Here is a 25,413-nt window from a genome sequence, read left to right as displayed (position 1 = left end):
GTGCTGTTTTGTCGATGGGTGCGCCCCGCGCCGGCACTGGAACGGGGCTCGGGACGCACTGCTTCGAACGGCGTGCACGAAAATGGTTCGTGTCGCGTGCCGACGACCATGAAGTGCGAGTGAGCATAGACAGGGAAGATGACGGGGATGGTGCCCTGTGGGAGCGAATTCATTCGCGATCAGCGCCGTGCACGCCCATCGCGGTTGAAACCGCTCCCACAGAGGCCCCGGTGCCTGCCGCTAGCTGCGGCAGGTGCCGGGCAGGCCGGCGATCCAGCGCTCCAGCAGGTCGAGGCCCTCGCGGTGGACGGCGGAGCGGCCGAGCTCGGGCATCATCACGCTGGGGTCGGTGCTTTCGACGCGGTAGGTGAGGACCGACTCCTCGGGCTTGCCCGGGTGGATGTCCACCAGGCGGTCGCCGGAGCCCTTGCCGGCGGCCACGGGCTGCTTGCACAGGCCGAAGTTGATGCCCATCGGCGCGGCGGCGTCGAGGAACAGGCCGGAGGTGCGTGCCGGGCCCTTGGGGTTGTGGCAGTGGCCGCAGTTGGCGTCGAGGTAGCTGCGGGCCTGCAGCTCCAGGCTCTCGCCATCGCGCGGCTGGCCAAACAGGGCGTTGCGCGGGACGCTGGCCACCGCTGCCGGCAGGCCGCTGAGGAAGCCGCGCTTGTGCCAGTGGACGAGTTGGTTGTCGGGCCCGTCGGCATAGACCAGGTCCTTGTTCAGGTGCCGCGCCTTGGGGCCGAGGGGGCGCACGCCCTCGCCGTGGCGCTCCTCGTGGCAGCCGGCGCACTGGTTGGCGTCGGGCACCTGGTAGTCGACGGCGAGGCGCTCGCCCTTCGCGTCCAGCAGCTCCAGGTCGAAGCTGGCCCCGGCCCATTCCAGGGTGGCCTCCTTCTGCGCCTCGTCCCAGACGTAGGGCAGCGCCACCCAGCCGTCCTTCTGCCGCAACAGGATGCGCGTCTCCACCAGGCGCACGCGATCCAGCGCCAGGCCGGCAGCCGGGTCGCGGTCGTCATCGGCGTTCTTCAGCAGGCGGCCCTGCGCATCGCGGGGGTAGTAGAAGGTCTTGGTCAGGACGGTGCCGACGGGGTAGTCGAAGTGGTCCTCGCCGTACTTGGCGGCCTGGCCTTCGGGCATCCACAGGGTGCGCATCTTGTGCGCGTAGTCGGTGAACAGTGGTGTGTTGAGGTCATAGGGCAGCACGGCGGCAACCGGCTGCAGGTGGCCGTCGGCCAGGCGCAGCATGCCCCACTCGCTGAGTTTCTCGGGGTAGGCATCGCCTTCGGGCATGAAGCGCGGCTCCGGCTGCCGGCCGCAGGCGGCGAGCAGCAGGAGGGCGATCAACAGCAAACCGCGCTTCATGCGCCGGGGGCCTCCTTGGCCGAGCCGAGGACGATTTCCGGCAGCGCCGGCAGCTTGCAGCGGTGGGCGGACATGTCGGTGGTGATGTTCTTGTAGCCGTTGGGGCCGTCGACGTTGATCAGCGTGGCGTCGCCGTTGTCGACGCAGATGCCCAGCTCCGCCGGGAGCTTGCCGTCCACCAGCTTGTCCGGGTTGACGTAGCCGTCCCAAAGGATGTCGGGCAGGCGCCCGCCGAGGCCGAACTTGGCCACCTTGAGAGCCTTGAGTTCGAGGTTGTCGGGGCTGTCGCCACCGGGGCCGAAGCGGTTGCCGTGGATGGCGATGCGCTCGGGGTAGGGGTCGAAGTTCTCCGAGGTGGAGAGGTTGGTGTAGCCGGTACTGAAGTAGCTGCTGACGATGACGTTGGCGGTGCGGTGGCCGCTGATGTCGTTGTCGAAGATCTCCACATCGTCGTTGGAGTTGATCACCACGCCGGAGCCCGCCGGCACGCTGGCCACGGGGGTGCCCTTGTGGCCGAAGTTGTCGTGGTCGTTGTCCTTGACCTGGTTGCGGTAGACGCGGGTGCCGTGCCCCGGCTGCTGCAGGTTGGGCATGTTGAACACGAGGATGCCGCCGGTGTTGCCGGTGGCGAGGTTGTCGTAGACGTCGGCGCCGATGGTGTTCTCGATCTCGATGCCGGCGACGTTGCGTTCGGCGCGGCTGTTGCGCACCACGACGTTGCGCGACTGGCCGACGTAGATGCCGGCGTCGGAGGCGCCGATGGCCACCGCGCCTTCGATCAGGGTGTTCTCGGTCTGCACCGGGTAGATGCCGTAGGCGCCGTTCTCGGTGGCCGGGCCGTTGGTCCATTCGGTGCGCACGTTGCGGATGACGATGTTCTTGCCGCCCACCACCTTGAGCGCGTCGCCCTTGGTGTCTTCCAGGGCCAGGTCCTCGATGGTGAAGTCGGAGGCGTCCACCAGCAGCCCCTCGGCTCCGGCCTTCTGGCCCTTGAAGTTGAGGATGGTCTTGTCCATCCCGGCCCCCTTGATGGTCACGCCACTGGCCTTGAGGCTGAGGCTGCGGTCGAGCTGGTAGGTGCCGGCGGGTATCTCGATGACGGTGCCCGGCTTGGCCTTGATCAGCTTGGCCTGCAGCTCCTTCTGGAAATCCACGTGGGTGGTGGGCGTCTTGTCCTGCTCGCCGCAGCCGGCCAGCAGCACCGAGAGCGCGAGAAGGGAAAGGGAGGCGATACGCATGGCGGGCTCCGTCGTTGTTCTTATGAGATTGGAACTATAGTGCCAAAAACATTTTGTAACCAGTCCCTTCGAGTAACCATCCGGGGCGAGAAGGCGGGCGACTGATGTCGCCCTACACCCCGTGGACGGTGGCTGGAAACGAAGACGCCAGCACGGGGCTGGCGTCTTCATTTAACGGCACGGCGGATCAGCGCGGTACCGGGGGGCGCTTGCCGGGCTTCTTGGCCCCCTTGCCGGCGCCGCTCTTCTCCGCCTGGCGCCGGGCCTGGGCTGCGGCCTTGGCTTCCTCGCGCTTGTCCCAGGGCTTGCTGCCGTCGCTGGCACGGGGCGGCAGGCCGGTGTGCTGGGTGAGCATGGCCTTGCCGACCTTCTTGCTGCCGGCCGGGGTGGAGTTCTTGCGGCGGGCGCTCTGGTAGCCGTCGGTTTCCGGCTGGTGGGTGGGGATCAGCTGGTGCTTGCCGTTGCCGATGAGGTCGGCGCGGCCCATGCGCTCCAGTGCGGCACGCAGCATCGGCCAGCCCTTGGGATCGTGGTAGCGCAGGAAGGCCTTGTGCAGGCGGCGCTGCTCCTCGCTCTTGACGATCTTCACCCCTTCGCTCTTGTAGGTGACCTTGCGCAGGGGGTTCTTGCCCGAGTGGTACATGGCGGTGGCGCTGGCCATGGGCGAGGGGTAGAAGGCCTGCACCTGGTCGGCGCGGAAGCCGTTGCGCTTGAGCCACAGGGCGAGGTTCATCATGTCCTCGTCTGTGGTGCCGGGGTGGGCGGCGATGAAGTACGGGATCAGGTACTGCTCCTTGCCCGCCTCCCTGGAGTACTTCTCGAACATCTGCTTGAAGCGGTCGTAGCTGCCGATGCCGGGCTTCATCATCTTGTCCAGCGGGCCGCGCTCGGTGTGCTCCGGGGCGATCTTCAGGTAGCCGCCGACGTGGTGGGTGACCAGTTCCTTGACGTACTCGGGCGACTCCACGGCCAGGTCGTAGCGCAGGCCCGAGGCGATGAGGATCTTCTTCACACCGGGCAGGGCGCGGGCCTTGCGGTACAGCTCGATGAGCGAGCTGTGGTCGGTGTTGAGGTTCTCGCAGATGCCGGGGAACACGCAGGACGGCTTGCGGCAGTGACGCTCGATCTCCGGGTCCTTGCAGGCGATGCGGTACATGTTGGCGGTCGGCCCGCCGAGGTCGGACACGACGCCGGTGAAGCCGGGCACCTTGTCACGCATCTCCTCGATCTCGCGCAGGATCGAGTCGTGGGAGCGGTTCTGGATGATGCGGCCTTCGTGCTCGGTGATGGAGCAGAAGGTACAGCCGCCGAAGCAGCCACGCATGATGTTCACCGAGAAGCGGATCATCTCGTAGGCGGGGATCTTTTCCTTGCCGTAGGCCGGGTGCGGCACCCGCGCGTAGGGCATGCCGAAGACGTAGTCCATCTCCTCGGTGGTCATGGGGATGGGCGGCGGGTTGAACCACACGTCGGTCTCGCCGTGGCGCTGCACCAGGGCTCGGGCGTTGCCCGGGTTGGTCTCCAGGTGCAGCACGCGGTTGGCGTGGGCGTAGAGCACCGGGTCGTTGCGCACCTTCTCGAAGGACGGCAGGCGGATCACGGTCTTCTCGCGGGTCAGGCGCGGGTTGGGCAGCAACTGCACCACCTTGGCCTCGTTCGGGTCCTCGACCGGGCCCTTCTCCTGCTCGATGGCGCAGGCAGCGGTGTCCTGGGTGTTGACGTAGGGGTTGATGATCTTGTCGACCTTGCCCGGGCGGTCGATGCGGGTGGAGTCGATCTCGAACCAGTCCTCCGGGGTGTCGCGACGGATGAAGGCGGTGCCGCGGATGTCGGTGATCGAGTCGATCGTCTCGCCATGGGCCATGCGCTGGGCGATCTCCACCACGGCGCGTTCGGCGTTGCCGTAGAGGAGGATGTCGGCGCAGGCATCGATCAGGATCGAGTGGCGGACCTTGTCCTGCCAGTAGTCGTAGTGGGCGATGCGGCGCAGCGAGGCTTCGATGCCACCCAGCACGATGGGCACGTGGGTGTAGGCTTCCTTGCAGCGCTGGCTGTACACCAGGCTGGCGCGGTCCGGTCGACGGCCGGCGACACCGCCCGGGGTGTAGGCGTCATCGGAGCGGATCTTCTTGTCGGCGGTGTAGCGGTTGATCATCGAGTCCATGTTGCCGGCGGCGACGCCGAAGAACAGGTTGGGCTCGCCGAGCTTCATGAAGTCGTCCTTCGAGCGCCAGTCCGGCTGGGCGATGATGCCGACGCGGAAGCCCTGGGCCTCCAGCAGGCGGCCGATGATCGCCATGCCGAACGAAGGATGATCGACGTAGGCATCGCCGGTGACGATGATGATGTCGCAGGAATCCCAGCCAAGTTGGTCCATCTCCGCCCGGCTCATTGGCAGGAAAGGTGCAGGACCGAAACATTCGGCCCAGTACTTCGGATAGTCGAACAGCGGCTTGGCGGCTTGCATGGCAGGGACCGTCGGATCTCAGGTGAAAAAGCGGGCGCGAAATATAGCACAAAAAATGAACAAGTCCGACTTTGGCAGTAGGTTTTCCGATGCCTTTTTCCAGCCGGCGACATATAGCTGTCATCACTTTGATACCTAATGGCTATACTCCTGCCGATAACAATACCGCCCGCCCCCAGTGGTTACGGGCACAAGGAGCGTGCGGTGCTTCGCCTAATCCATCTGACAATGATTCTGCTGGGCATCCTCGGCTTCTGCGGCCAGACCAGCGCAGCTCCCTTCCAGTTGCAGGCCGACAGCAGCGGCACCCCCTTGAACGCCCACATAGAGCTGCTGGAAGACGCCAGCGGGACACTCGGCATCGCCGACATGGCCGATCCGGCCGTGCAGTCGCGCTTCGTTCCGGCGGATGGACGCGCCTCCGTGGGGCAGAGCCGCAGTGCCTGGTGGGTAAAGGTGCAACTCAGCCGCAGCGCCGATGCGCCCGCACAGTGGTGGCTGGAGAACTCGGGCATCACCGTCTACCGCGTGCGCCTCTACCTGCCCGATGGCCGGGGCGGCTGGAGCGAGCGCGAGACCAGCGAGTCGGTGCCCTTCGCCGAAGGCCGCGACTTCGACTACCGGCGCATGGTGTTCCGCCTCCCGGAGCTCGGCACGGAGCCGCTGACCTTCTACTTCCGCAGCTACGACCCGGCGGGCAACTCCTTCCCGCTCAAGGTCTGGCAGCTGGATGACCTGCAGGACCTGCGCGCCACTGAGGACATGGGCTTCGGCCTGATCTACGGGGTGATCCTGGCGCTGTTCCTCTACAACCTGTTCATCCTCGTGGCCCTGCGTGACAAGGCCTACCTCTGGTACGTGCTGGCCACCGGTTGCGCCCTGGTGTTCATCCTCAGCATGACCGGCCACGGCTTCCAGTACTTCTGGGGCGGCTCGCCGGTGCCCTTCTGGCTCGACCGCATCAGCCTGCCGTCGCTCTGGGGCATCTTCGTCATGCGCTTCACCCAGGAGCTGCTGTACACGCGACGCGGGCTGGTCTGGGCCGACCGCGCCTTCAACGTCAGTTGCGTGCTCTACGCCATCGCCATCCTGATCAACGCCTTCGGCTACCGCGCCGAGGGTGCCCTGCTGATCGCCATCACGCCCATCGTCACCGTGCCCACCGCGCTGGTCAGCGCCGGCGTGCGCTGGTACCAGGGCTTCATCCCGGCGCGCTTCTACCTGGTCGGCTACGGCACCGTGCTGGTTAGCACCGCAGTGCTGGTGATGCGCGCGGCGGGGATCATCCAGCCCACCAACTTCACTGCCTACATGTTCCCCATCGCCGTGGCGGCGGAGTCGATCCTGTTCTCCTTCGCCCTCGCCTACCGCATCCAGATGCTCAAGCAGGAGAAGGCCGCCGCACTGGAACAGGTGGACCGCGAGAAGACCGCGCGCCTGGCGCAGATGCAGGCCAGCGCCGACGAGCTGCAGGCTGCGGTGGCCAACCGCACCGCCGAACTGGCGGCCGCCAACCAGCGCCTGTGCGAGCGCGAGCAGGAGCTGGAGCACGCGGCCTTCCATGATGCCCTGACCGACCTGCCCAACCGCCGCTACCTGATCGAGCGTGCCGAGACCGCCCTGGCCAACGCCGGCCGGCGCGGCGAGACGGTGGCGCTGATGCTGATCGACCTGGACCACTTCAAGCCGATCAACGACAAGTACGGGCACGATGCCGGCGACGCGATGCTGCGCAGCATCGGCCAGCGCCTGCGCGAGCACGTGCGGGGCGGCGACAGCGTGGCGCGCCTGGGCGGGGACGAGTTCGCGGTGCTGATCTGCGGGCCGGACGCCGAGCCCCACGCCCGGGAGATCGCCGAGCGCCTGCTGGCCGAGCTGGCGGAGCCGGTGCACTACGGCGCCCAGAAGCTGACGGTGACCATCAGCATCGGCGTGGCGCTCTATCCCCAGCACGCGCGCCAGTTCGCCGGCCTCTACAAGACCGCCGACCAGGCGATGTACAAGGTCAAGGAGAAGGGCCGCTCGGGCTTCGCGATCTTCGGCGCGGACGGCGAGCTGTCCAGCGAGGCACGCCTGGAGCTGGACGTGCTGAAGGTGCCGAGCGGCCTGGTCTGAGCCTCAGCTCAGGTAACGCCGCGGCACCCGTGCGGTGACCTTGGTGAGCAGCTCGTAGCCGATGGTGCCGCAGGCGGCGGCCAGCTCGTCAACCGGCAGTTGCTTCCCCCACAGCTCCACCGCGTCGCCTTCGGCGGCCTCGGGCAGGTCGGTGAGATCCACCGCCAGCATGTCCATCGATACCCTCCCCGCCAGCGGCGCACGCTGGCCACGGATCACCACCGGCGTACCGCTGGGCGCGTTGCGCGGGTAGCCGTCGGCGTAGCCGCAGCTGACGATGCCGATGCGCGAAGGACGCTCGGCGACCCAGGAGGCGCCGTAGCCAACGCTCTCACCCACCGCGACATCACGCACGGCGATCAGCTCGGCGGTCAGGCTCATGGCCGGCTTGAGCCCCAGTTCGCGGGCGGTGAGGTCGGTAAAGGGCGTGGCGCCGTAGAGCATGATGCCGGGGCGCACCCAGTCCATGTGGGCGGCGGGAATGGTGAGGATGGCGGCGGAGTTGGCCAGGCTGCGCTGGTCGAAATCCAGGTCCAGCAGGCCGAGGAAGCATTCCACCTGCTGCTCGGTAAGTGCGTGGCCACGCTCGTCGGCGCAGGCGAAGTGGCTGATCAGGTTGAGCTCGGCCACCTTGCCGGCGCCATGCAGCAGCCCGTGCCACTGGCGCAGGGCGTCGGCATCGAAGCCCAGTCGGTGCATGCCGGAATCCAGCTTCAGCCAGACATTCAGCGGGCGGCTGGTCTCGGCCACGAGCAGGGCCTCGGCCTGGCGCTCGCCCTGCATCACGACATCCAGCCCGAGCTGGGCGGCGATCAGGTACTCGCGGGGCTCGAAGCAGCCTTCCAGCAGCAGGATGCGCGCGCGGTCATCCATGGCGCGGACTTCCGCCGCCTCTTCCAGGCATGCCACCGCATAGCCGTCGGCGACGTCGTGCAGGACGCTGACCACCTCCCGCACGCCGTGCCCATAGGCATTGGCCTTGACCACCGCGAACACCTGGCGCCCCGGGGCACAGCGCTTGGCGACGGCATGGTTGTGGCGGATGGCGGAAAGGTCGACGGCGGCGATCAGCGGACGCATGGAAGGGGCTCATGAACGAAAACGGGCGCCCATGATAACGGCACGGCGCCCATCTTCATTGATCCATGGCGGGATTGGAGCTGGAAGCTGGAAGAACCTGGGGGATTGGCGGATACCGTCAACGCCTGGACTTATTTATTTCCGCACCCCGCACGTAGCCCGGGCTTCAGCCCGGGACAGCGCCGCATCAAAGCTTGGGGAACAAGTAAGTTAAGCCTGACCACGATGTAACCGGTGGGCTGAAGCCCACCCTACGCGCGCGCATCCAGCTTCAGGCTTCAGGCTTCAGGCTTCAGGCTTCAGGCTTCAGGCTCAAGCCTTACTCATCCTCGAAGTTGTAGCTGCCGGGCGCCAGGTTCTCGAAGCGCGAGTACTTGCCGAGGAAGGCCAGGCGCGCGGTGCCGAGGGGGCCGTTACGCTGCTTGCCGATGATGATCTCGGCGACGCCCTTGTACTCGGTCTCGGGGTGGTAGACCTCGTCGCGGTAGACGAAGAGGATGATGTCGGCGTCCTGCTCGATGGCCCCGGATTCGCGAAGGTCGGAGTTGATCGGGCGTTTGTTGGGGCGCTGTTCCAGGCCACGGTTGAGCTGGGACAGGGCGATCACCGGGCAGTTGAATTCCTTGGCCAGGGCCTTGAGCGAGCGGGAGATCTCGGAGATCTCGTTCACCCGGCTGTCGCCGCTGGAACCCGGGATCTGCATCAGCTGCAGGTAGTCGACCATGATCAGGCCGATCTCGCCGTGCTCGCGGGCCAGGCGGCGGGTGCGTGCGCGCATCTCCGACGGCGAGATGCCGGCGGTGTCGTCGATGAACAGCTTGCGGTCGTTGAGCAGGTTGACCGCGGAAGTCAGGCGCGGCCAGTCGTCATCGTCCAGGCGGCCGGCGCGGACCTTGGTCTGGTCGATGCGGCCGAGGGACGCGAGCATACGGATGACGATGGACTCCGAGGGCATTTCCAGCGAGTAGACGAGGATCGACTTGTCGCTGCGCATCAGCGCGTTCTCCACCAGGTTCATGGCGAAGGTGGTCTTACCCATGGACGGGCGGCCGGCGACGATGATCATGTCGGCCGGCTGCAGGCCGCTGGTGAGGTTGTCCAGCTCGTCGAAGCCTGTGGACAGGCCGGTGATGGCATCGCCGTTGTTGAACAGCTCGTCGATGCGGTCGATGGCCTTGACCAGGATGTCGTTGATCCCCACAGGACCACCGGTCTTCGGACGCGCCTCGGCGATCTGGAAGATCAGGCGCTCGGCTTCATCGAGGATCTCCTCGCCGGTGCGGCCCTGTGGCGCGTAGGCGCTGTCGGCGATCTCGGTGCTGATGCCGATCAGTTGGCGCAGGGTCGCGCGCTCGCGAATGATCTGCGCATAGGCCTTGATGTTGGCGACCGAGGGGGTGTTCTTCGCCAGCTCGCCCAGGTAGGCCAGGCCGCCCACCTGGGACAGCTGCCCTTCCTTGTCCAGCTGCTCGGACAGGGTCACCACGTCGAAGGGTGCGTTGCGCTCGGCGAGCTTGAAGATGGCACGGAAGATCAGGCGATGGTCATGACGGTAGAAGTCGCCATCGGACACCTGGTCGAGTACCCGCTCCCAGGCGTTGTTGTCGAGCATCAGGCCCCCCAGCACCGCCTGCTCGGCCTCGATGGAGTGCGGTGGCACCTTGAGGGCGGAGGTTTCCAGGTCGAACTGTTCGGGAAGGCTGATTTCGTTCATGGGCTCGGGAATGCATGCGGTAGAAAGACAACGGGCACGTCACCGCTCTCGCAATGACGTGCCCGATTGTTAGCGTGCCCGCACCTGAGTGCAAGCATGCTCCGTCCGGTTGCCCGGACGCGCCGACTTAGGCAGCGATGACGATCAGCTTGACGGTCGCTTCAACGTCGGTGTGCAGGTGCACAGCTACGTCGTACTCGCCAACCTGACGGATGGTGCCGTTCGGCAGACGAACTTCGGACTTGGCAACCTCGACGCCGGAGGCGGTCAGGGCGTCAGCGATGTCGTGGGTACCGATGGAACCGAACAGCTTGCCTTCGTCACCGGCGGTGGCAGTGATGGTCACTTCCAGCTCAGCCAGTTGGGCAGCGCGAGTTTCAGCCGAAGCTTTCTTCTCGGCAGCCAGTTTTTCCAGCTCAGCGCGGCGAGCTTCGAACGCAGCGACGTTCTCGGCGGTAGCAGCGGTGGCCTTGCCTTGCGGCAGCAGGTAGTTACGACCGTAACCAGCCTTGACGTTCACCTTGTCGCCCAGGTTGCCCAGGTTGGCGATTTTTTCCAGCAGAATGATTTCCATTTGGGAATCCTCTTAACTATTAACCTTCACCGTTCGCGGGGCCGGCGCCGTTCTTGCGAGCCAGGCGTCCACGAAAATCAAACAGGCTGTCGATCACAGCCAAAAGACAGATCAAGTTCCCGATCAGCAGCACGGCCAGGTACAGCACTATCAGCCAGCCACCCGAGAGGCGCTTGAGGGCGATCAGCCCGTGCCCGAGGGCAGCACCTGCGAACAGCAGCGGCACGCTGCACAGCGGCCCGAGCAACGCGGCTCGTGCATCCAGCGCCGGGATCAGAATGCATCCCAGCAGCAGGGCCACGGCAACCGCGGGCCTCAGGCGCAGACTCCGGAATTCGCGACCGAAGCCGCCCGGGTTGTACAACGCCGCTTGCCAATAGCGCGCCAGCACCAGGCAGAGAAGACAGGTGGCCTGCAGCGAGGACGCCATGACCCCGGTCAGAGTCGGCACCATCGCGGCCTGCAACCTGTCGAGCTCCTCGCCCGACAGCTGGGCATCGCCGCGGACCTGGGCCAGCACCTTGGTGACCTCGGTCGCCAGCACCCCGATCATCTCGGAGTAGGCGTTGCCGAGCACCAGTGCGAACACCAGGCCCAATGCGACGCTGCCGATCAGCACATGGCTCCAGGACTCGCTGACGCGCAGGATCTGCGCCAGCAACAGGGTCCCGAGCAGGGCCAGCAGGATGCTCGGATCGCCCAGGTACCACCAGCACGCAGCCGGCAGTACCGCCCAGGCCAGGATGCCGGCGGCATCACTGAATCCCCTTCGCAACAGCACCAGGCTGCCTGCGGAGGCACTCAGCCAGAACAACAGCGGAACCAATGCAGCGCCGGCCACGGCCAGCGTTGCCTGCATGCGGCCTCGCATGGTGAATTCAGCCAGTGCGCGCATGCGATCTATCCCTTGAAGCGTCGACTACCCGGTCTCAACGGCCGTGGCTGTCGGTGTAGGGCAGCAGGGCCAGGTAGCGGGCGCGCTTGATAGCGGTAGCCAGCTGACGCTGATACTTGGCTTTGGTACCGGTGATACGGCTAGGAACGATCTTGCCGGTTTCGGAGATGTACGCCTTCAGGGTGTTGAGATCCTTGAAGTCGATCTCTTTCACGCCTTCAGCGGTGAAACGGCAGAACTTACGACGACGGAAGAAACGTGCCATGAACTTGGCTCCTCAATAGATCCGTGGATTACTCGTCAGCGTTGTCGCTGTCGTTGTCGCTGTCATCGCCATCAACGGCGGAGTCAGTTTCAACGCGCTCACGGCGCTCGCGGCGCTCGTTGCGGTTTTCCTCGGCCTTGAGCATCTCGGACTGGCCGGTAACGGCTTCGTCGCGACGGATGACCAGGTTGCGCAGGACGGCATCGTTGTAGCGGAAGTTGTCTTCCAGCTCGGCCAGGGCCTTGCCGCTGCACTCGACGTTCAGCATCACGTAGTGAGCCTTGTGAACGTTGTTGATTGCATAGGCCAGTTGACGACGGCCCCAATCTTCCAGGCGATGAATCTTGCCACCGTCTTCTTCGATCAGCTTGGTGTAGCGCTCGACCATGCCACCAACCTGCTCGCTCTGGTCCGGGTGAACCAGGAAGATGATTTCGTAATGACGCATAAATGCTCCTTACGGGTTGTAGCCTGCCAACAATGTGGTCAGGCAAGGAGTGAATGTTTCGTTTTGGCTTGCCGGCGAGGAAGGCGCGCGAGCGCCTGCCGTAGCGGCAAGGGGCGACATTCTAGAGAAGCGCCCAGGGCCGCGCAAGAAGAACTGGTGAATATTTGAACAGCAGCTGCAAGCTGCAAGCTGCAAGCTGCAAGCTGCAAGCTGCAAGCTGCAAGCTGCAAGCTGCAAGCTGCAAGCTGCAAGCTGCAAGCTGCAAGCTGCAAGAGCCTGGGGGATCGGTGGAGAGCGTCAACACCTGGGCTTATTTGTTTCCGCAGCCCGGGCGTAGGGGGGACCACGCTTCACCGGTCCACCTTTTCGGAGTCACGCCGAACACCGCTCCGCGTGGGTTTCGCTCCGCTCTACCCACCCTACTTACAGGCTGCAAGCGAGGATGGCGGCGCCTACCCGCCCGATACCGCCCTTACTTGTCACTTGCGGCTTGGCGCTTGGCGCTGCCCCGCTGGCGCACCGCCTCGAACAGGCAGACGCCCGTGGCGACCGAGACGTTGAGGCTGCTGACGCTGCCGGACATCGGCAGCTTCACCAGGTAGTCGCAGTGCTCGCGGGTCAGCCGGCGCATGCCCTTGCCTTCCGCGCCCATGATCAGCACGGTGGGGCCGGTGAGGTCCTGCTGGTAGAGCTCCTGCTCGGCCTCGCCAGCGGTGCCGACGGTCCACAGGCCCTTCTTCTGCAGTTTCTCCAGGGTGCGCGCGAGGTTGGTCACGGCGACCAGGGGGATCACTTCGGCGGCGCCGCAGGCCACCTTGCGCACGGTGGCGTTGAGGGTAGCGGACTTGTCCTTGGGCACGATCACCGCCAGGGCACCGGCAGCATCGGCGGTACGCAGGCAGGCACCGAGGTTGTGCGGGTCGGTCACGCCGTCGAGCACCAGCAGCAGCGGAGGCCCTTCGGCGCGCTCGAGCAACTCGTCGAGCATGTTCTCGCCCCAGACCTGGCTGGGGCTGACCTCGGCGACCACGCCCTGATGGACGCCTTCGGCCCATTCATCCAGCTCGCGCCGATCCTTCTGCCCGACGGGCACGCGGAACTGCCCGGCCAGGTCGAGCAGCGCCTGGACGCGCGGGTCATGCCGGCTTTCCGCCAGCCACAGCTGCTTGACCCGCTTGGGATGGTGACGCAACAGCGCTTCCACGGCATGCACGCCGTAGACCTTTTCCAACTCACTCATGGTTTGACCTTGGCTTTACTGTCGCCGGCGGCTTTCGGCTTGGGCGGCCCCTTGCGGTGTTTGCTCGGCTTGCCGGGCTTGTTCGCCGGCTTGGCCTTCTTCGGTTTGCCACTGCTCGGCTTGCCGTCGGGGGCCTTGGCGGCCGAGTCCTGGCCACCGGCACCGAAGGGCGCGCCCTTGGCGGGGCGGGACTGGCCCTTGCCAGCTTGCCCCTTGCTGCCGCGCGGCTTCTCGCCGCCCTGGCGGGCCTCGCTGAGCAGCGCCTGCTTCAGCGCACGACTGCGGCTGACATCGGTATTGCCGAGCATCTCTTCGGCCTGGGCCAGTATCTCCGGCGATACCGGGGGCAACGCCTGGACCTTGCCGGCCTTGCTGCGGCGCGGCGCCACGGCGACGCCCGGAGCCACCTGTTCGGGCTCGGGGTTGCGCGCAGCTTTCTTCGCCAGCGCAGCAGGCTTGCTACCCCGGCTGCGGGTCTTCGGCCCCTTGGCGGGCTTGACCTCGGGCGCGGGTGCCGACTTCTCGGCGCCCCGTTTCTTGCGGCCGACCGGCGCGCTGAGTGCATTCTCGGCCAGCTCGAAGTCGATCTTGCGCTCGTCCAGGTCGACGCGGGCGATCAGCACTTCGATCGGGTCACCGAGACGGAAGCTGCGGCCCGTGCGCTCACCGGAAAGGCGATGGTGGATCGGGTCGAAATGGTAATAGTCGCCCGGCAGCGCGGTGACGTGCACCAGGCCTTCCACATAGATGTCGGTCAGCTCGACGAACAGGCCGAAACCGGTCACTGCGGAGATCACCCCGGGGAAGGTCTCGCCCACGCGCTCGCGCATGTACTCGCACTTCAGCCAGTTGGTGACGTCGCGGGTGGCTTCGTCGGCGCGGCGCTCGGTCATCGAGCACTGCTCGCCCAGTTTCTCCAGGGCGGCCTCGTCGTACGGATAGATGCGCGCCTTGGGCATGGCTGCAGCGCCGGCCCGCTTGACGTGCGCGGTTTCGCGCTTGGAGCGGATCACGCTGCGGATCGCACGGTGCACCAGCAGGTCCGGATAGCGACGGATGGGCGACGTGAAGTGGGTGTAGGCGTCGTAGTTGAGGCCGAAGTGCCCCTGGTTGTCGGCGCTGTAAACCGCCTGGCTCAGGGAGCGCAGCATCACCGTCTGGATCAGGTGGTAATCCGGGCGCCCACGGATGGTTTCCAGCAGGGCCTGGTAGTCGCTGGGGGTCGGTTCGCCCTTGCCGCGATTGAGGGTCAGGCCCAGCTCGCCGAGGAACAGGCGCAGCTTGTCCAGGCGCTCGGCCGGCGGGCCGTCGTGCACACGGTAGAGCGAGGGGATGTCGTGGTCCTGCATGAAACGGGCGGTGGCCACGTTCGCGCAGAGCATGCACTCCTCGATCAGCTTGTGGGCGTCGTTGCGCTGGGTCGGACGGATCTCGGAGATCTTGCGGTCGGCACCGAAGACGATCCGAGTTTCCTGGGTCTCGAAATCGATGGCACCGCGCACCTGGCGCGCCGCCAGCAGCACCTTGTAGAGCTTGTAGAGCTGCTGCAGGTGCGGAACCAGTTGTGGAAGCTGCTGGGCGAGCTGCTGGCCTTCGACCGAGTCGGGCGTCTCCAGCAGTTGGCTGACCTTGTTGTAGGTCAGGCGTGCATGGGAGTGGATGACCGCTTCGTAGAACTCGTAGCCGGTCATCTTGCCGGCGCGGGAGAGGGTCATCTCGCAGACCATGGCGAGACGGTCGACCAGCGGGTTCAGCGAGCAGAGGCCATTGGAAAGCACCTCCGGCAGCATCGGGATGACTTTCTCGGGGAAGTACACCGAGTTGCCGCGCCTGGCCGCTTCCTCATCCAGCGCCGAGCCCACCTTTACATAGTGGGAGACGTCGGCGATGGCGACGAACAGACGCCAGCCACCGCCCTTGCGGGCCTCGGCGTAGACGGCATCGTCGAAGTCGCGGGCATCTTCGCCGTCGATGGTGACGAGGGGCAGGTGGCGCAGGTCGATGCGCTTCTCCTTGTCCTTCTCGGCCACTTCCGGCTTGAGCTTGGCGGCTTCCTTGATCACGCCCTCCGGCCATTCATGGGGGATGTCGTAGCTGCGCAGGGCGACTTCGATCTCCATGCCGGGCGCCATGTAGTCGCCCAGCACCTCGACCACCTCGCCCTGGGCGACGCGGAAATTGCTCGGCCACTGCTCGATCTTCACCTGCACGAACTGCCCGTGCTTGGCGGCGCCCTGCTTGCCCTGGGGCACCAGGACTTCCTGCTGGATCTTCGGGTTGTCGGCGACCACGCGGGCGATGCCGCTCTCTTCGAAGAAGCGGCCGACCAATGTCTCGTGGGCGCGCTCGATCACCTCGACCAGGGCGCCTTCGCGGCGGCCACGACGATCGAGGCCGGAGACACGCGCCAGGGCGCGGTCGCCGTCGAACACCAGGCGCATCTGCGCGGGGCTGAGGAACAGGTCGTCGCTGCCGTCATCGGGGATGAGGAAGCCGAAGCCATCGCGATGACCGCTGATGCGGCCACGGATCAGGTCGAGCTTGTCGACCGGTGCATAGGTACCACGACGGGTATAGATAAGCTGGCCATCGCGTTCCATGGCGCGCAGGCGCCGACGCAACGCCTCCAACTGATCCTCGGTGGTCAGACCGAACTCTTCGACCAGCTGCTCGCGGCTGGCCGGGGCGCCGCGCTCATCGAGTCGCTGCAGGATGAGTTCACGGCTGGGGATGGGGTTCTCGTACTTTTCCGCCTCGCGGGCGGCCTCGGGATCGAGGTTTTGCCAATCGGCCATCAGAGGGGATTCACCTTTTCATTCATAGTTATGTTTGCCATCTGTCTATTGAAGCGCGAAATCCGTTCAGCGGTCAGCTTTCATCCAAGAATAATTTTTTCACTGTCAGGGGTTTACAAGCAAAAAGTCGAACCGTATAGTTCGCGCCCACAGCGTTGCTGAGACGCTGTGAGTGCCCAGGTGGCGGAATTGGTAGACGCACTAGGTTCAGGTCCTAGCGGTGGCAACACCGTGGAAGTTCGAGTCTTCTCCTGGGCACCATTATTCAAGAAAGCGAGTCTTTTGCTCGTTTTCTCGCTTAGAGGGTAGCAGCACACCCTGTCGACAGAGTCGACCAAGTGCAGCAAAGAAGTCGATGAGCGATCATCGCAATGTGCCCAGGTGGCGGAATTGGTAGACGCACTAGGTTCAGGTCCTAGCGGTGGCAACACCGTGGAAGTTCGAGTCTTCTCCTGGGCACCACTATTGAACACAAAGCCGAGCTCTGCTCGGCTTTGTGCTTTCTGGCATCCAGGCATCAAGCCTTGAACTGACCGAGGCTGGATTTCAGCTGCGCCGCCAGGCCATCGAGCACGCGCCCGCTGCTGGCGGTGGCCGCCACGGCCTCCGCAGCCAGTCGCGCCTCGGCATGGATCACATCGACCCGACCACGCACGGCATGCGCCCCTTCGGCCTGGTGCTCGGCTGCACGCGCGGCCGCACGAACCGCTTCGTGAACCCCTTCCACCGCCTGCTGCACGCTCTGCTGCAGGCGCTCGCTGTCACGCAAGGCGTCGATGCCTTCAGAGGCACGGGCGCGCGCCTGGGAAATCGCCGCGACCGCCTCCTTCGCCCCCTTCTGCAACGCGCCGATATGCGCCTGGATATCGCCGGTGGACTGCTGGGTCTTGCTGGCCAGCGCACGCACCTCGTCGGCCACCACCGCGAAACCGCGACCACTCTCTCCCGCCCGCGCCGCCTCGATCGCAGCATTGAGGGCCAGCAGGTTGGTCTGCTCGGCGATGCCATGAATGACCGAAAGCACCACCTCGATCTGCTCGCTCTGCCGCGCCAGGCGCTCGATCACCTCGGCACCGTTCTGCACGCGCTCCTCCAGGGTCTCGATCAGGCCGCCGACCTTGCGGGCGATGGCGGCGTTGTCCTGGGTCGCCTGGCGAATCTCGCCGACCTGCTGCAGCGCCGTCTGCATGGCCTGGCTCTCGGCCTGGGCCTCGGCGGTCATCTGCGCCAGGGCATCGAGACTGCCGGCCACCTCGTTACGCTGGCGATCGGCAGCTGCCTCGGCCGCCAGGCTGCGCTCGGACAGCGAGCGGATCTCGCTGCCGGTGCGCACCGCCACATCACCCGCCTCACGCACGATGGGCTGCAACTTGTCGATGAAGCGGTTCACCGCCGCGGCCATCTCGCCCAGCTCATCGGTGCTGTCAAGCCGTACGCGCCGGGTGAGATCGCCCTCGCCGGCCGCCAGGTCGTTCAGGGCCGCGATCAGCAGGCGCAGGCGGTTGACCACGCGATGACCGAGTACCACGGCGAGCACCAGCAGCACGCCGAGCCCTACCAGCACCAGGGCCAGCCCGATGCGCCAGCGCAGTTCGTGGGCAGCGTCTTCGACGGTCTTCTGGGTGCCGGTGCTCATGCCATTGGCTGCCTCCTGGGCAGACTTGAGGCGGGCGGTCAGCACTGCGGTGCTGTCGGTCGCCGCACCGGAAAGGCTCTGCCCCACCAGTTCGCCGCCGCTGGCGATCAGCGCACTGAAGCGGGAGTCCAGGGCCTTCAGCTGATCCTCGATGGTGGCGGTCGACACCCCCAGGCGCACCTTGCCGATCTCCACGCCGTTGGGGCTGATCGAGGCTTCGACCATGTACACGGACGGGTCGCTGGCAGCGGCGTTGAGCACCTTGTCCAGCGCGCGCTCGCCCTGCCCCTTGGCCAACAGCGCCTTGATCGCGGCATTCTCGCGATTGAGGTAGCGCGTGAGGTGCTGACCCTGGGCATCGTCATAGACCACGAACAGCACGTTGGGATTGCGCTGGGCGCGGCGGGCGAACTCGGAAAGCGTGGGGATGTCGTTGTCCCACATGGCGCGCGGCGCGACGGCAGCGAGCAATTGGGCGAGATCGGTGGCGGAGGCCTTGAGGTTCTCCTCCAGGGTGGCACGCAACTGCCCCTGCTCGGCCTTGAGGCGCTCGGAGAGAGAAGCACTCAGGCGCTCACGGGTCTTGCTGGAGAGGCTGGTCAGGCTGCCGGAGACTTCACGCCCCGCCTGCTCCAGTTCGCCCGACAGGCGGCGGGTGTCATCACCCAGGCGCCGACCGAGGTCCTCGACCAGCGAGTCGACCGTGCCCCGAGTCAGGGCAACGGCGACCACCACTTGCACCAGCAGGGAGATGCCGAGGGCGAGAAAGACGGGCCGCAGCAGGCGGCTTCTGAGCAGGGACAGGATGGCGGACACGACGATGCTCCTCTACGACCGTTCTTCTATAACGGCGACTTCAGGGATTTATAGAGGCCCAGCAAGGGACGTGCCGCAATATTTTCTTGCGTGCATGAAAAAGGGCCGCACGAGGCGGCCCTTCTTTTCGAGTCCGATGACTCAGGCGTACGGGTGACGCAGGACAATGGTCTCGTTGCGATCCGGCCCGGTGGAGATGATGTCGATGGGGGCACCGACCAGCTCCTCGATACGCTTGATGTAGGCACGGGCGGCCGCCGGAAGCTCTTCGAGCGACTTCACGCCAACGGTGGATTCGCTCCAGCCCGGCATGTCTTCGTAGACCGGCTGCAGGCCGATGTAGCTGTCGGCGTCGGTCGGCGCATCAACCATCACATCACCATTCTGGTCCTTGTAACCAACGCAGATGCGGATGGTCTCGAGGCCATCGAGCACGTCCAGCTTGGTCAGGCACAGGCCGGAGATGCTGTTGATCTCGATGGCACGACGCAGGATGACGGCATCGAACCAGCCGCAACGACGGGCCCGGCCGGTCGTGGAACCGAACTCGTGGCCACGCTTGGCCAGGAAGGCGCCAGTCTCATCGAACAGCTCGGTGGGGAACGGGCCCGAACCCACGCGAGTGGTGTAGGCCTTGGTGATACCAAGGATGTAGTCCAGGTACAGCGGACCGAAGCCGGAACCGGTGGCGGTGCCGCCCGCAGTGGTGCTGGAGCTGGTCACATAGGGATAGGTGCCGTGGTCGATGTCCAGCAGCGAGCCCTGAGCACCTTCGAACATGATGTAGGCGCCCTGCTTGCGCAGCTCGTGGAGTCGGGCGGCGACGTCGGTGATCATCGGCTCCAGCAGGTCGGCGTAGCCCAGGGCCTCGTCGAGGGTCTTCTGGAAATCGACGGCCGGCTCCTTGTAATAGTTCTGCAGGACGAAGTTGTGGTAGTCCAGCAACTCGCCGAGCTTGGCGGCGAAGCGCTCGCGGTGGAACAGGTCGCCGATGCGCAGGCCGCGACGAGCCACCTTGTCTTCATAGGCCGGGCCGATACCGCGGCCGGTGGTGCCGATCTTGGCATCGCCACGAGCCTTCTCACGCGCCTGGTCGAGGGCGACGTGGTACGGCAGGATCAGGGTGCAGGACGGGCTGATGCGCAGGCGCTCGCGCACCGGTACGCCCTTTTCCTCGAGTTTGGTGATCTCGCGCATCAACGCATCCGGCGCGACGACCACGCCGTTGCCGATCATGCACTGCACGTTCTCGCGCAGGATGCCGGACGGGATCAGGTGGAGCACGGTCTTCTCGCCGTCGATCACCAGGGTGTGACCGGCATTGTGGCCGCCCTGGTAGCGCACGACAGCGGCTGCCTGATCGGTCAACAGGTCGACGATCTTGCCTTTGCCCTCATCACCCCACTGGGTGCCCAGGACCACGACATTCTTACCCATAACACTTGTCCTCTTCGGAAGCTCGATGCCGGCAACGGCCGGCGGGAAAACCTTTAGGAAACCAGGGGCGCAACCTGCCAGCGCCCATCACGCAGGCACAGCTGGCGGTCGCAACCCACCTCCTGCGCACTGTCCACATCCTGCCCCGGCAATGCCTGGACCACGCGCTGGCCTTCGCCGCGCAGGCGCTTCACGGCCTGCCAAAGGTAGACGTCATGGACGTCGGGCGCCCAGATTCCGGTCGGGACTTCATCCAGCTCCATCCGCCCCAGGGTGACCAGGGTCTTCAGGTCGGTGGAGAACCCTGTCGCCGGACGGGCGCGACCGAAATCGGCGCCGATGTCGTCATAGCGACCACCCTGGGCGATGGACTGGCCCTCGCCCGGCACGAAGGCAGCGAACACCACGCCCGTGTGGTAGTGGTAGCCACGCAGCTCGCCCAGGTCGAAATACAGGGGCAGCTCGGGGTAGCGGAGTTCCAACTCGTCGGCGATGGCGATCAGCTCGTCGAGCGCGACGTGCACCTCGTCCGGCGCATCCATCAGCACACCCTGGGCAAGTTCCAGGACCTGGCGGTCGCCACAGAGCTCGGCGAGCGCGCGCAGCATGGAAGCCAGCTCGCCAGGCAGGGACTCGGTCAGTTCGGCGACCTCGTCGACGGCCTTGCGCTGCAGGGCGTCGAACAGCTGCTGCTCGACCTCGCCGGACAGCTCTGCGGCACGGGCGAGGCCACGGTAGATACCGACGTGGCCGAGGTCCATGTGCACGTCGGGCACATCGGCAAGCTCAAGCATCTCCAGCATCAGGCTGATGACTTCCACATCGCTCGCCGGGCTGGCGTCGCCATAGAGCTCGGCGCCCAGCTGGATCGGGCTGCGCGAGGTGGAAAGCGCACGCGGCTTGGCATGCAGGACGCTGCCGGCATAGCACAGGCGGTTCGGCCCCTCACGACGCAGCGTGTGAGCATCGATGCGCGCCACCTGCGGCGTGATATCGGCGCGGAAGCCCATCAGGCGGCCGGATTGCGGGTCGGTCACCTTGAAGGTGCGCAGGTCCAGGTCCTGGCCGGCACCGGTCAACAGGGACTCGAGATATTCGATGTGCGGGGTGACCACGAAGTCGTAGCCCCAGCGCTGGAACAGGTCCAGCACCTGGCGGCGGGCTGCTTCGATGCGCGCCGCTTCGGGCGGCAGTACTTCTTCGATTCCATCTGGCAGCAGCCAGCGATCTACCGTTGCCATTACGCCATTCCCCTCTCAGCCGGGCGGCAAGCCTTCAGTGAAGCAGATACAGGAGGCCGGTCCCCAGCAACATGCTGGCGAGGCCCATGAGGCGAAGCTGGCGGTCCTTCAACCCTGCCAGCCCGTGCACCGCGGCGCGCCAACGGCGCGGATAGAGGAAGGGCAGGATGCCTTCCAGCACCAGCACGAAACAGAAAGCTATGCCGATTTCCTGCCACATGATTCTCGCGGACGCAAAAAAGCCGGGATTTCCCGGCTGACGCATGATACCACGTTTTCCCGGTGGGTCACCCCGACGGACAGGACCGTCCGCCGGGGAAAACCATCACTTGGCCTTGTTGAGGAACTGGAAGAACTCGCTGCTCGGGTCCAGAACCATCACGTCGCCCTTGCTCGAGAAGCTCTCGCGGTAGGCCTTGAGACTGCGGTAGAAGGCGTAGAACTCCTGGTCCTGGCCATAGGCCTTGGAGTAGATCGCGGCTGCCTGGGCGTCGCCATCACCACGGGCCTCTTCCGCCTCGCGATAGGCCTCGGCCAGCAGCACGCGGCGCTGGCGATCGGCATCGGCACGAATGCCTTCGGCCAGCTCGCTACCCTTGGCGCGGTGCTCGCGGGCCTCGCGCTCACGCTCGGTGCTCATGCGCTCGAACACGCTGCGGTTCACTTCCTTGGGCAGGTCGATGGCCTTGACGCGGACGTCCACGACCTCGATACCCAGCTCCTTGCTGGCCATGGTGTTCAGCGAGCGGGTGATATCGGCCATGAGCCCGTCACGCTCACCGGATACCACTTCATGCAGGGTGCGCTTGCCGAACTGGTCACGCAGGCCCGCTTCCAGGCGACGGGACAGGCGCTCGTCGGCGATCTGCTTGAGGCCGGAAGTCGCGGTATAGAAGCGCTCGGCATCAGCCACACGCCACTTGGCGTAGGCGTCCACCATCACCGCTTTCTTTTCCTGGGTGAGGAAGCGCTGGGTCGGCGAATCCAGGGTCAGCAGGCGAGCGTCGAACTTGCGCACCTGGTTGACGTACGGAATCTTCACGTGGAGGCCCGGCTTGACGTCGGCCTCGACGATGCGACCGAACTGCAGCAGCACCGCACGCTCGGTCTGCGCCACTATGTAGAAGCTGCTCCAGGCCACCAGGGCGAGGACGACGGCCCCGATCAGGGCGATCAGTGATTTGTTACCCATCAGCGACTCTCCCTAGAACGCAGATCGCGCTGCTGCAGATCGGTGGTGACACGCGAACCGAGATCGGCCGCACCGCTCGCGGCGGCGCCAGGCACGGCACCACCGCTACCGCCACGGTTGTCGATCATCTTGTCCAGCGGCAGGTAGAGCAGGTTGTTCTGCCCCTTGTCGCCGGTCAGCAGCACCTTGCTGGTGTTGCTGAAGACTTCCTGCATGGTGTCCAGGTACAGGCGCTGGCGAGTAACCTCGGGGGCCTTGCGATACTCGGCGACCAGCTTGGTGAAGCGATCCGCCTCACCCTTGGCGCGGGAGATCACTTCGTCGCGATAACCGTTGGCGTCCTCGATGATGCGCTGCGCCTGGCCACGGGCCTCGGGAATCACGCCGTTGGCGTAGGCCTCGGCCTGGTTCTTGGCACGCTGCTCGTCCTCGCGGGCGCGGATCACGTCGTCGAAGGCTTCCTGCACTTCACGCGGCGCGGCGGCGCTCTGCACGTTCACCTGGGTCACGGTGATGCCGGTGCCGTAGGTATCGAGGAAACGCTGCAGGCGCTCCTTGATCTCGCTGGCCATCAGCTCACGGCCCTCGGTCAGGACCTGATCCATCTCGGTGGAGCCGACCACATGGCGCAGGGCGCTTTCAGTGGCGTGCTGCAGGCTCACCTCGGGCTGGTCGACCTTGAGCACGAAGTCCTGCAGGTTGGTGATCTTGTACTGGACGGTGAGCGGCACCTCGACGATGTTCTCGTCCTCGGTGAGCATCTGACCCTGCTTGCTGTATGCACGCTCGCGGGTGACGTTTTCCTGGTACTTGCGATCGATGGGCGGGAAATAGATGTTCAGGCCCGGGCCGACGGTTTCGTAGTACTTGCCGAAGCGCAGCACCACGGCCTGCTCCTGCTCATCGACCACGTAGACGGCGCTGTAGAGCCAGACCATGGCGAGCAGGAAGAGGGCGATACCGACCAGGCCGAAGCCGCCGCCCTTGCCACCGCCATCGCCACCACCACGTTTCTTGCCGCCGAACAGCCCATTGAGACTGTCCTGCAGTTTGCGGAAGGCTTCGTCCAGATCCGGCGGCCCCTTGCGATCGCCACCACGGCGTCCACCCCAGGGGTCCTGATTGTTCGAGTTGCCACCCGGCTCATTCCAAGCCATAGCGCTCTCCATACTGATAAAGCAAAGACGCACCCACGGCACGCCCGCCAATGCTACCGAAAGCCCGCCACCCGCGGCAAAAAGCGCACCCGCGGGCTTTATTGCAAAGTGTGTTGCTCCAGGAACTCCTGCGGCTTCCAGCCTTCACGACTGACCAGACGGTTGAGTTCCACACGCGGCAATCGGACGGCAAGGAGAAATTCCCCGGCCTCGTCATGCGTCTCGCTCTGCACGGCACCGAGGGCGAAGAACTGCGCTCTCAGCCTGCCGAGTTTCTGTGGCAACTTCAGGGTTCCCACGAAGAGATCATCCCCCAACAGCTCGGCGATCGCCTGCTTGAGCAGGTCGAGTCCGAGGCCGTCGCGGGCGGAAAGCCAAACCCGCTCAGGCTTGCCCTGCTCGTTGCGCTGGATCTGTGGCTCCATGCCTTCGAGCAGGTCGATCTTGTTGTACACCTCGAGCATCGGCAAGCCATCTGCGCCGATTTCGTTCAGCACCGCCATGACCTGCTCTATCTGCGCCATGCGCTCAGGCTCATGGGCGTCGATCACATGCAGCAGCAGGTCGGAGTTGCTGGACTCCTCAAGGGTAGCCCGGAAGGCCTCGACAAGCTTGTGCGGCAGGTGCCGGATGAAACCCACGGTATCGGCCAGGACGATAGGCCCCAGATCGTTGAGTTCGAGACGGCGCAAGGTCGGGTCCAGCGTGGCGAACAACTGGTCCGCAGCATAGACCTCGGACGAAGTCACGGCATTGAACAGCGTGGACTTACCGGCGTTGGTGTAGCCGACCAGCGAAACGGAGGGAATATCGGCGCGCTTGCGGCCACGTCGAGCCTGCTCGCGCTGGCTACGCACCTTCTCGAGGCGCTGCTTGATCTGGCGGATGCGCACGCGCAGCAGGCGACGGTCTGTCTCGAGCTGGGTTTCACCCGGCCCACGCAGGCCGATACCGCCCTTCTGCCGCTCGAGGTGAGTCCAGCCACGGACCAGCCGGGTGCTCATGTGCTCGAGCTGGGCGAGCTCCACCTGCAACTTGCCCTCATGGGTACGGGCGCGCTGGGCGAAGATGTCGAGAATCAGCCCGGTGCGATCGAGAACGCGGCATTCGAGCGCTCGCTCGAGGTTGCGTTCCTGGCTGGGCGTGAGGGTGTGATTGAAGATGACCAGTTCGGCCTGTTCGGCCTTGACGAGGTCGTGGAGCTCTTCGACCTTGCCGCTACCGATCAGATATCTCGCTGTTGGCTGGTGGCGCGACACGGAGATGAAAGCTGCCGTGTCGGCGCCAGCCGACCGAGCCAGTTCCTGGAATTCCTGCGGGTCTTCTCGCGCCTCGGGATCGTGGCCGTCCAGATGAACCAGGATGGCCCGTTCACCACCACCAGGGCGTTCGAAAAACAATGCAGACTCCTATCAGGCGTTACCAGGCTCGGGGGTTTCTTGCTCGGTGGCACTCGGCAGACGCACGGGGCGGCTCGGCACCACGGTGGAGATTGCGTGCTTGTAGACCATCTGGCTGACAGTGTTCTTCAGCAAAATCACGAACTGGTCGAAGGATTCGATCTGGCCCTGCAGCTTGATGCCGTTGACCAGATAGATGGAAACCGGTACGCGTTCCTTACGCAAGGTATTCAGGTAAGGGTCTTGTAGCGAATGCCCTTTTGACATATGCCGCACTCCTGTAGGGATATAAATCGTTTTAGTTGTCAAATGACGAGAAAGTTAGGCCGCCCTACCCCCAA

The 25,413-nt window shown here is 65.3% G+C and carries 20 protein-coding genes and 2 tRNA genes; 3 read left to right on the top strand and 19 right to left on the bottom strand.

The window, feature by feature from the left end; all coding sequences use genetic code 11:
* Window positions 1-240 precede the first annotated feature (240 nt).
* From ACYJSS_RS04655 to ACYJSS_RS04645, 3 genes are all read right to left on the bottom strand, one after another.
* Window positions 241-1,362 carry an SO2930 family diheme c-type cytochrome gene (locus tag ACYJSS_RS04655; protein WP_236204316.1) on the bottom strand — a complete coding sequence of 374 codons (1,122 nt, stop codon included), beginning with the start codon at window positions 1,360-1,362 and terminating at the stop codon, window positions 241-243.
* Window positions 1,359-2,600, bottom strand: coding sequence for a parallel beta-helix domain-containing protein (locus ACYJSS_RS04650; protein ID WP_111263818.1), 1,242 nt, complete (start codon window positions 2,598-2,600; stop codon window positions 1,359-1,361). The genes ACYJSS_RS04655 and ACYJSS_RS04650 overlap by 4 nt, the downstream gene beginning before the upstream one ends.
* 187 nt (window positions 2,601-2,787) lie before the next feature.
* On the bottom strand, window positions 2,788-5,067 hold the full coding sequence (locus ACYJSS_RS04645) for a YgiQ family radical SAM protein (protein ID WP_236204317.1): 2,280 nt from the start codon (window positions 5,065-5,067) through the stop codon (window positions 2,788-2,790).
* A gap of 228 nt (window positions 5,068-5,295) precedes the next feature.
* Between ACYJSS_RS04645 and ACYJSS_RS04640 the strand changes: the two genes are divergently transcribed.
* A complete protein-coding gene (locus ACYJSS_RS04640; protein WP_111263820.1) occupies window positions 5,296-7,182 on the top strand; it encodes a diguanylate cyclase in 1,887 nt (628 codons plus the stop codon).
* A gap of 3 nt (window positions 7,183-7,185) precedes the next feature.
* On the opposite strand, the gene alr is transcribed toward ACYJSS_RS04640, so the two are convergent.
* The 8 genes from alr to rnr all read right to left on the bottom strand — a co-directional run bounded on the left by alr (window position 7,186) and on the right by rnr (window position 16,193).
* On the bottom strand, window positions 7,186-8,262 hold the full coding sequence (gene alr, locus ACYJSS_RS04635) for an alanine racemase (RefSeq protein WP_236204318.1): 1,077 nt from the start codon (window positions 8,260-8,262) through the stop codon (window positions 7,186-7,188).
* Window positions 8,263-8,581: 319 nt separating this feature from the next.
* Window positions 8,582-9,976 carry a replicative DNA helicase gene (gene dnaB, locus ACYJSS_RS04630; RefSeq protein WP_111259902.1) on the bottom strand — a complete coding sequence of 465 codons (1,395 nt, stop codon included), beginning with the start codon at window positions 9,974-9,976 and terminating at the stop codon, window positions 8,582-8,584.
* Window positions 9,977-10,103: 127 nt separating this feature from the next.
* The gene (gene rplI / locus ACYJSS_RS04625; RefSeq protein WP_111259901.1) at window positions 10,104-10,550 is read right to left on the bottom strand and encodes a 50S ribosomal protein L9; all 447 of its coding nucleotides are present in this window, start codon (window positions 10,548-10,550) and stop codon (window positions 10,104-10,106) included.
* Between the two features lie 19 nt (window positions 10,551-10,569).
* Complete coding sequence (locus ACYJSS_RS04620) at window positions 10,570-11,445, bottom strand: hypothetical protein (protein WP_111259900.1); 876 nt, start codon at window positions 11,443-11,445, stop codon at window positions 10,570-10,572.
* Between the two features lie 34 nt (window positions 11,446-11,479).
* A complete protein-coding gene (rpsR, locus tag ACYJSS_RS04615) occupies window positions 11,480-11,710 on the bottom strand; it encodes a 30S ribosomal protein S18 (RefSeq protein ID WP_003452992.1) in 231 nt (76 codons plus the stop codon).
* Between the two features lie 28 nt (window positions 11,711-11,738).
* Window positions 11,739-12,158 (bottom strand): 30S ribosomal protein S6, encoded by a 420-nt coding sequence (gene rpsF, locus ACYJSS_RS04610; protein WP_111259899.1) that lies wholly within the window; start codon window positions 12,156-12,158, stop codon window positions 11,739-11,741.
* Window positions 12,159-12,630: 472 nt separating this feature from the next.
* Window positions 12,631-13,398, bottom strand: a complete 768-nt coding sequence (gene rlmB / locus ACYJSS_RS04605) for a 23S rRNA (guanosine(2251)-2'-O)-methyltransferase RlmB (RefSeq protein ID WP_111259897.1) — start codon at window positions 13,396-13,398, stop codon at window positions 12,631-12,633.
* Entirely contained in the window at window positions 13,395-16,193 is a 2,799-nt protein-coding gene (gene rnr, locus ACYJSS_RS04600) for a ribonuclease R (protein WP_111259896.1), read from the bottom strand. Before rnr ends, rlmB begins: the two co-directional genes overlap by 4 nt.
* Window positions 16,194-16,367: 174 nt before the next feature.
* Between rnr and ACYJSS_RS04595 the strand changes: the two genes are divergently transcribed.
* Window positions 16,368-16,454, top strand: a tRNA-Leu gene (locus tag ACYJSS_RS04595).
* Window positions 16,455-16,568: 114 nt separating this feature from the next.
* Window positions 16,569-16,655, top strand: a tRNA-Leu gene (locus ACYJSS_RS04590).
* Between the two features lie 55 nt (window positions 16,656-16,710).
* On the opposite strand, the gene ACYJSS_RS04585 is transcribed toward ACYJSS_RS04590, so the two are convergent.
* From ACYJSS_RS04585 to hfq, 8 genes are all read right to left on the bottom strand, one after another.
* On the bottom strand, window positions 16,711-18,645 hold the full coding sequence (locus ACYJSS_RS04585; RefSeq protein ID WP_236204319.1) for a methyl-accepting chemotaxis protein: 1,935 nt from the start codon (window positions 18,643-18,645) through the stop codon (window positions 16,711-16,713).
* Window positions 18,646-18,786: 141 nt separating this feature from the next.
* Window positions 18,787-20,082, bottom strand: a complete 1,296-nt coding sequence (locus ACYJSS_RS04580; protein WP_111259894.1) for an adenylosuccinate synthase — start codon at window positions 20,080-20,082, stop codon at window positions 18,787-18,789.
* Between the two features lie 53 nt (window positions 20,083-20,135).
* Entirely contained in the window at window positions 20,136-21,323 is a 1,188-nt protein-coding gene (locus ACYJSS_RS04575) for an ATP phosphoribosyltransferase regulatory subunit (RefSeq protein WP_111259893.1), read from the bottom strand.
* 34 nt (window positions 21,324-21,357) lie between these two features.
* A complete protein-coding gene (locus ACYJSS_RS04570) occupies window positions 21,358-21,543 on the bottom strand; it encodes a DUF2065 domain-containing protein (protein ID WP_111259892.1) in 186 nt (61 codons plus the stop codon).
* A gap of 105 nt (window positions 21,544-21,648) precedes the next feature.
* Window positions 21,649-22,515, bottom strand: a complete 867-nt coding sequence (gene hflC / locus ACYJSS_RS04565) for a protease modulator HflC (RefSeq protein ID WP_111259891.1) — start codon at window positions 22,513-22,515, stop codon at window positions 21,649-21,651.
* Window positions 22,515-23,672 (bottom strand): FtsH protease activity modulator HflK, encoded by a 1,158-nt coding sequence (gene hflK / locus ACYJSS_RS04560; protein WP_236234345.1) that lies wholly within the window; start codon window positions 23,670-23,672, stop codon window positions 22,515-22,517. Before hflK ends, hflC begins: the two co-directional genes overlap by 1 nt.
* 98 nt (window positions 23,673-23,770) lie before the next feature.
* A complete protein-coding gene (gene hflX / locus ACYJSS_RS04555) occupies window positions 23,771-25,072 on the bottom strand; it encodes a ribosome rescue GTPase HflX (RefSeq protein WP_111259889.1) in 1,302 nt (433 codons plus the stop codon).
* A 12-nt stretch (window positions 25,073-25,084) separates the two neighbouring features.
* Window positions 25,085-25,339, bottom strand: a complete 255-nt coding sequence (gene hfq, locus ACYJSS_RS04550; RefSeq protein ID WP_111259888.1) for an RNA chaperone Hfq — start codon at window positions 25,337-25,339, stop codon at window positions 25,085-25,087.
* Window positions 25,340-25,413 lie beyond the last annotated feature (74 nt).

It is taken from the genome of Pseudomonas sp. No.21 (assembly GCF_054558415.1).
Note: the sequence above shows the minus strand (reverse complement) of the source record. Positions and strands in the feature narration are given on the sequence as shown.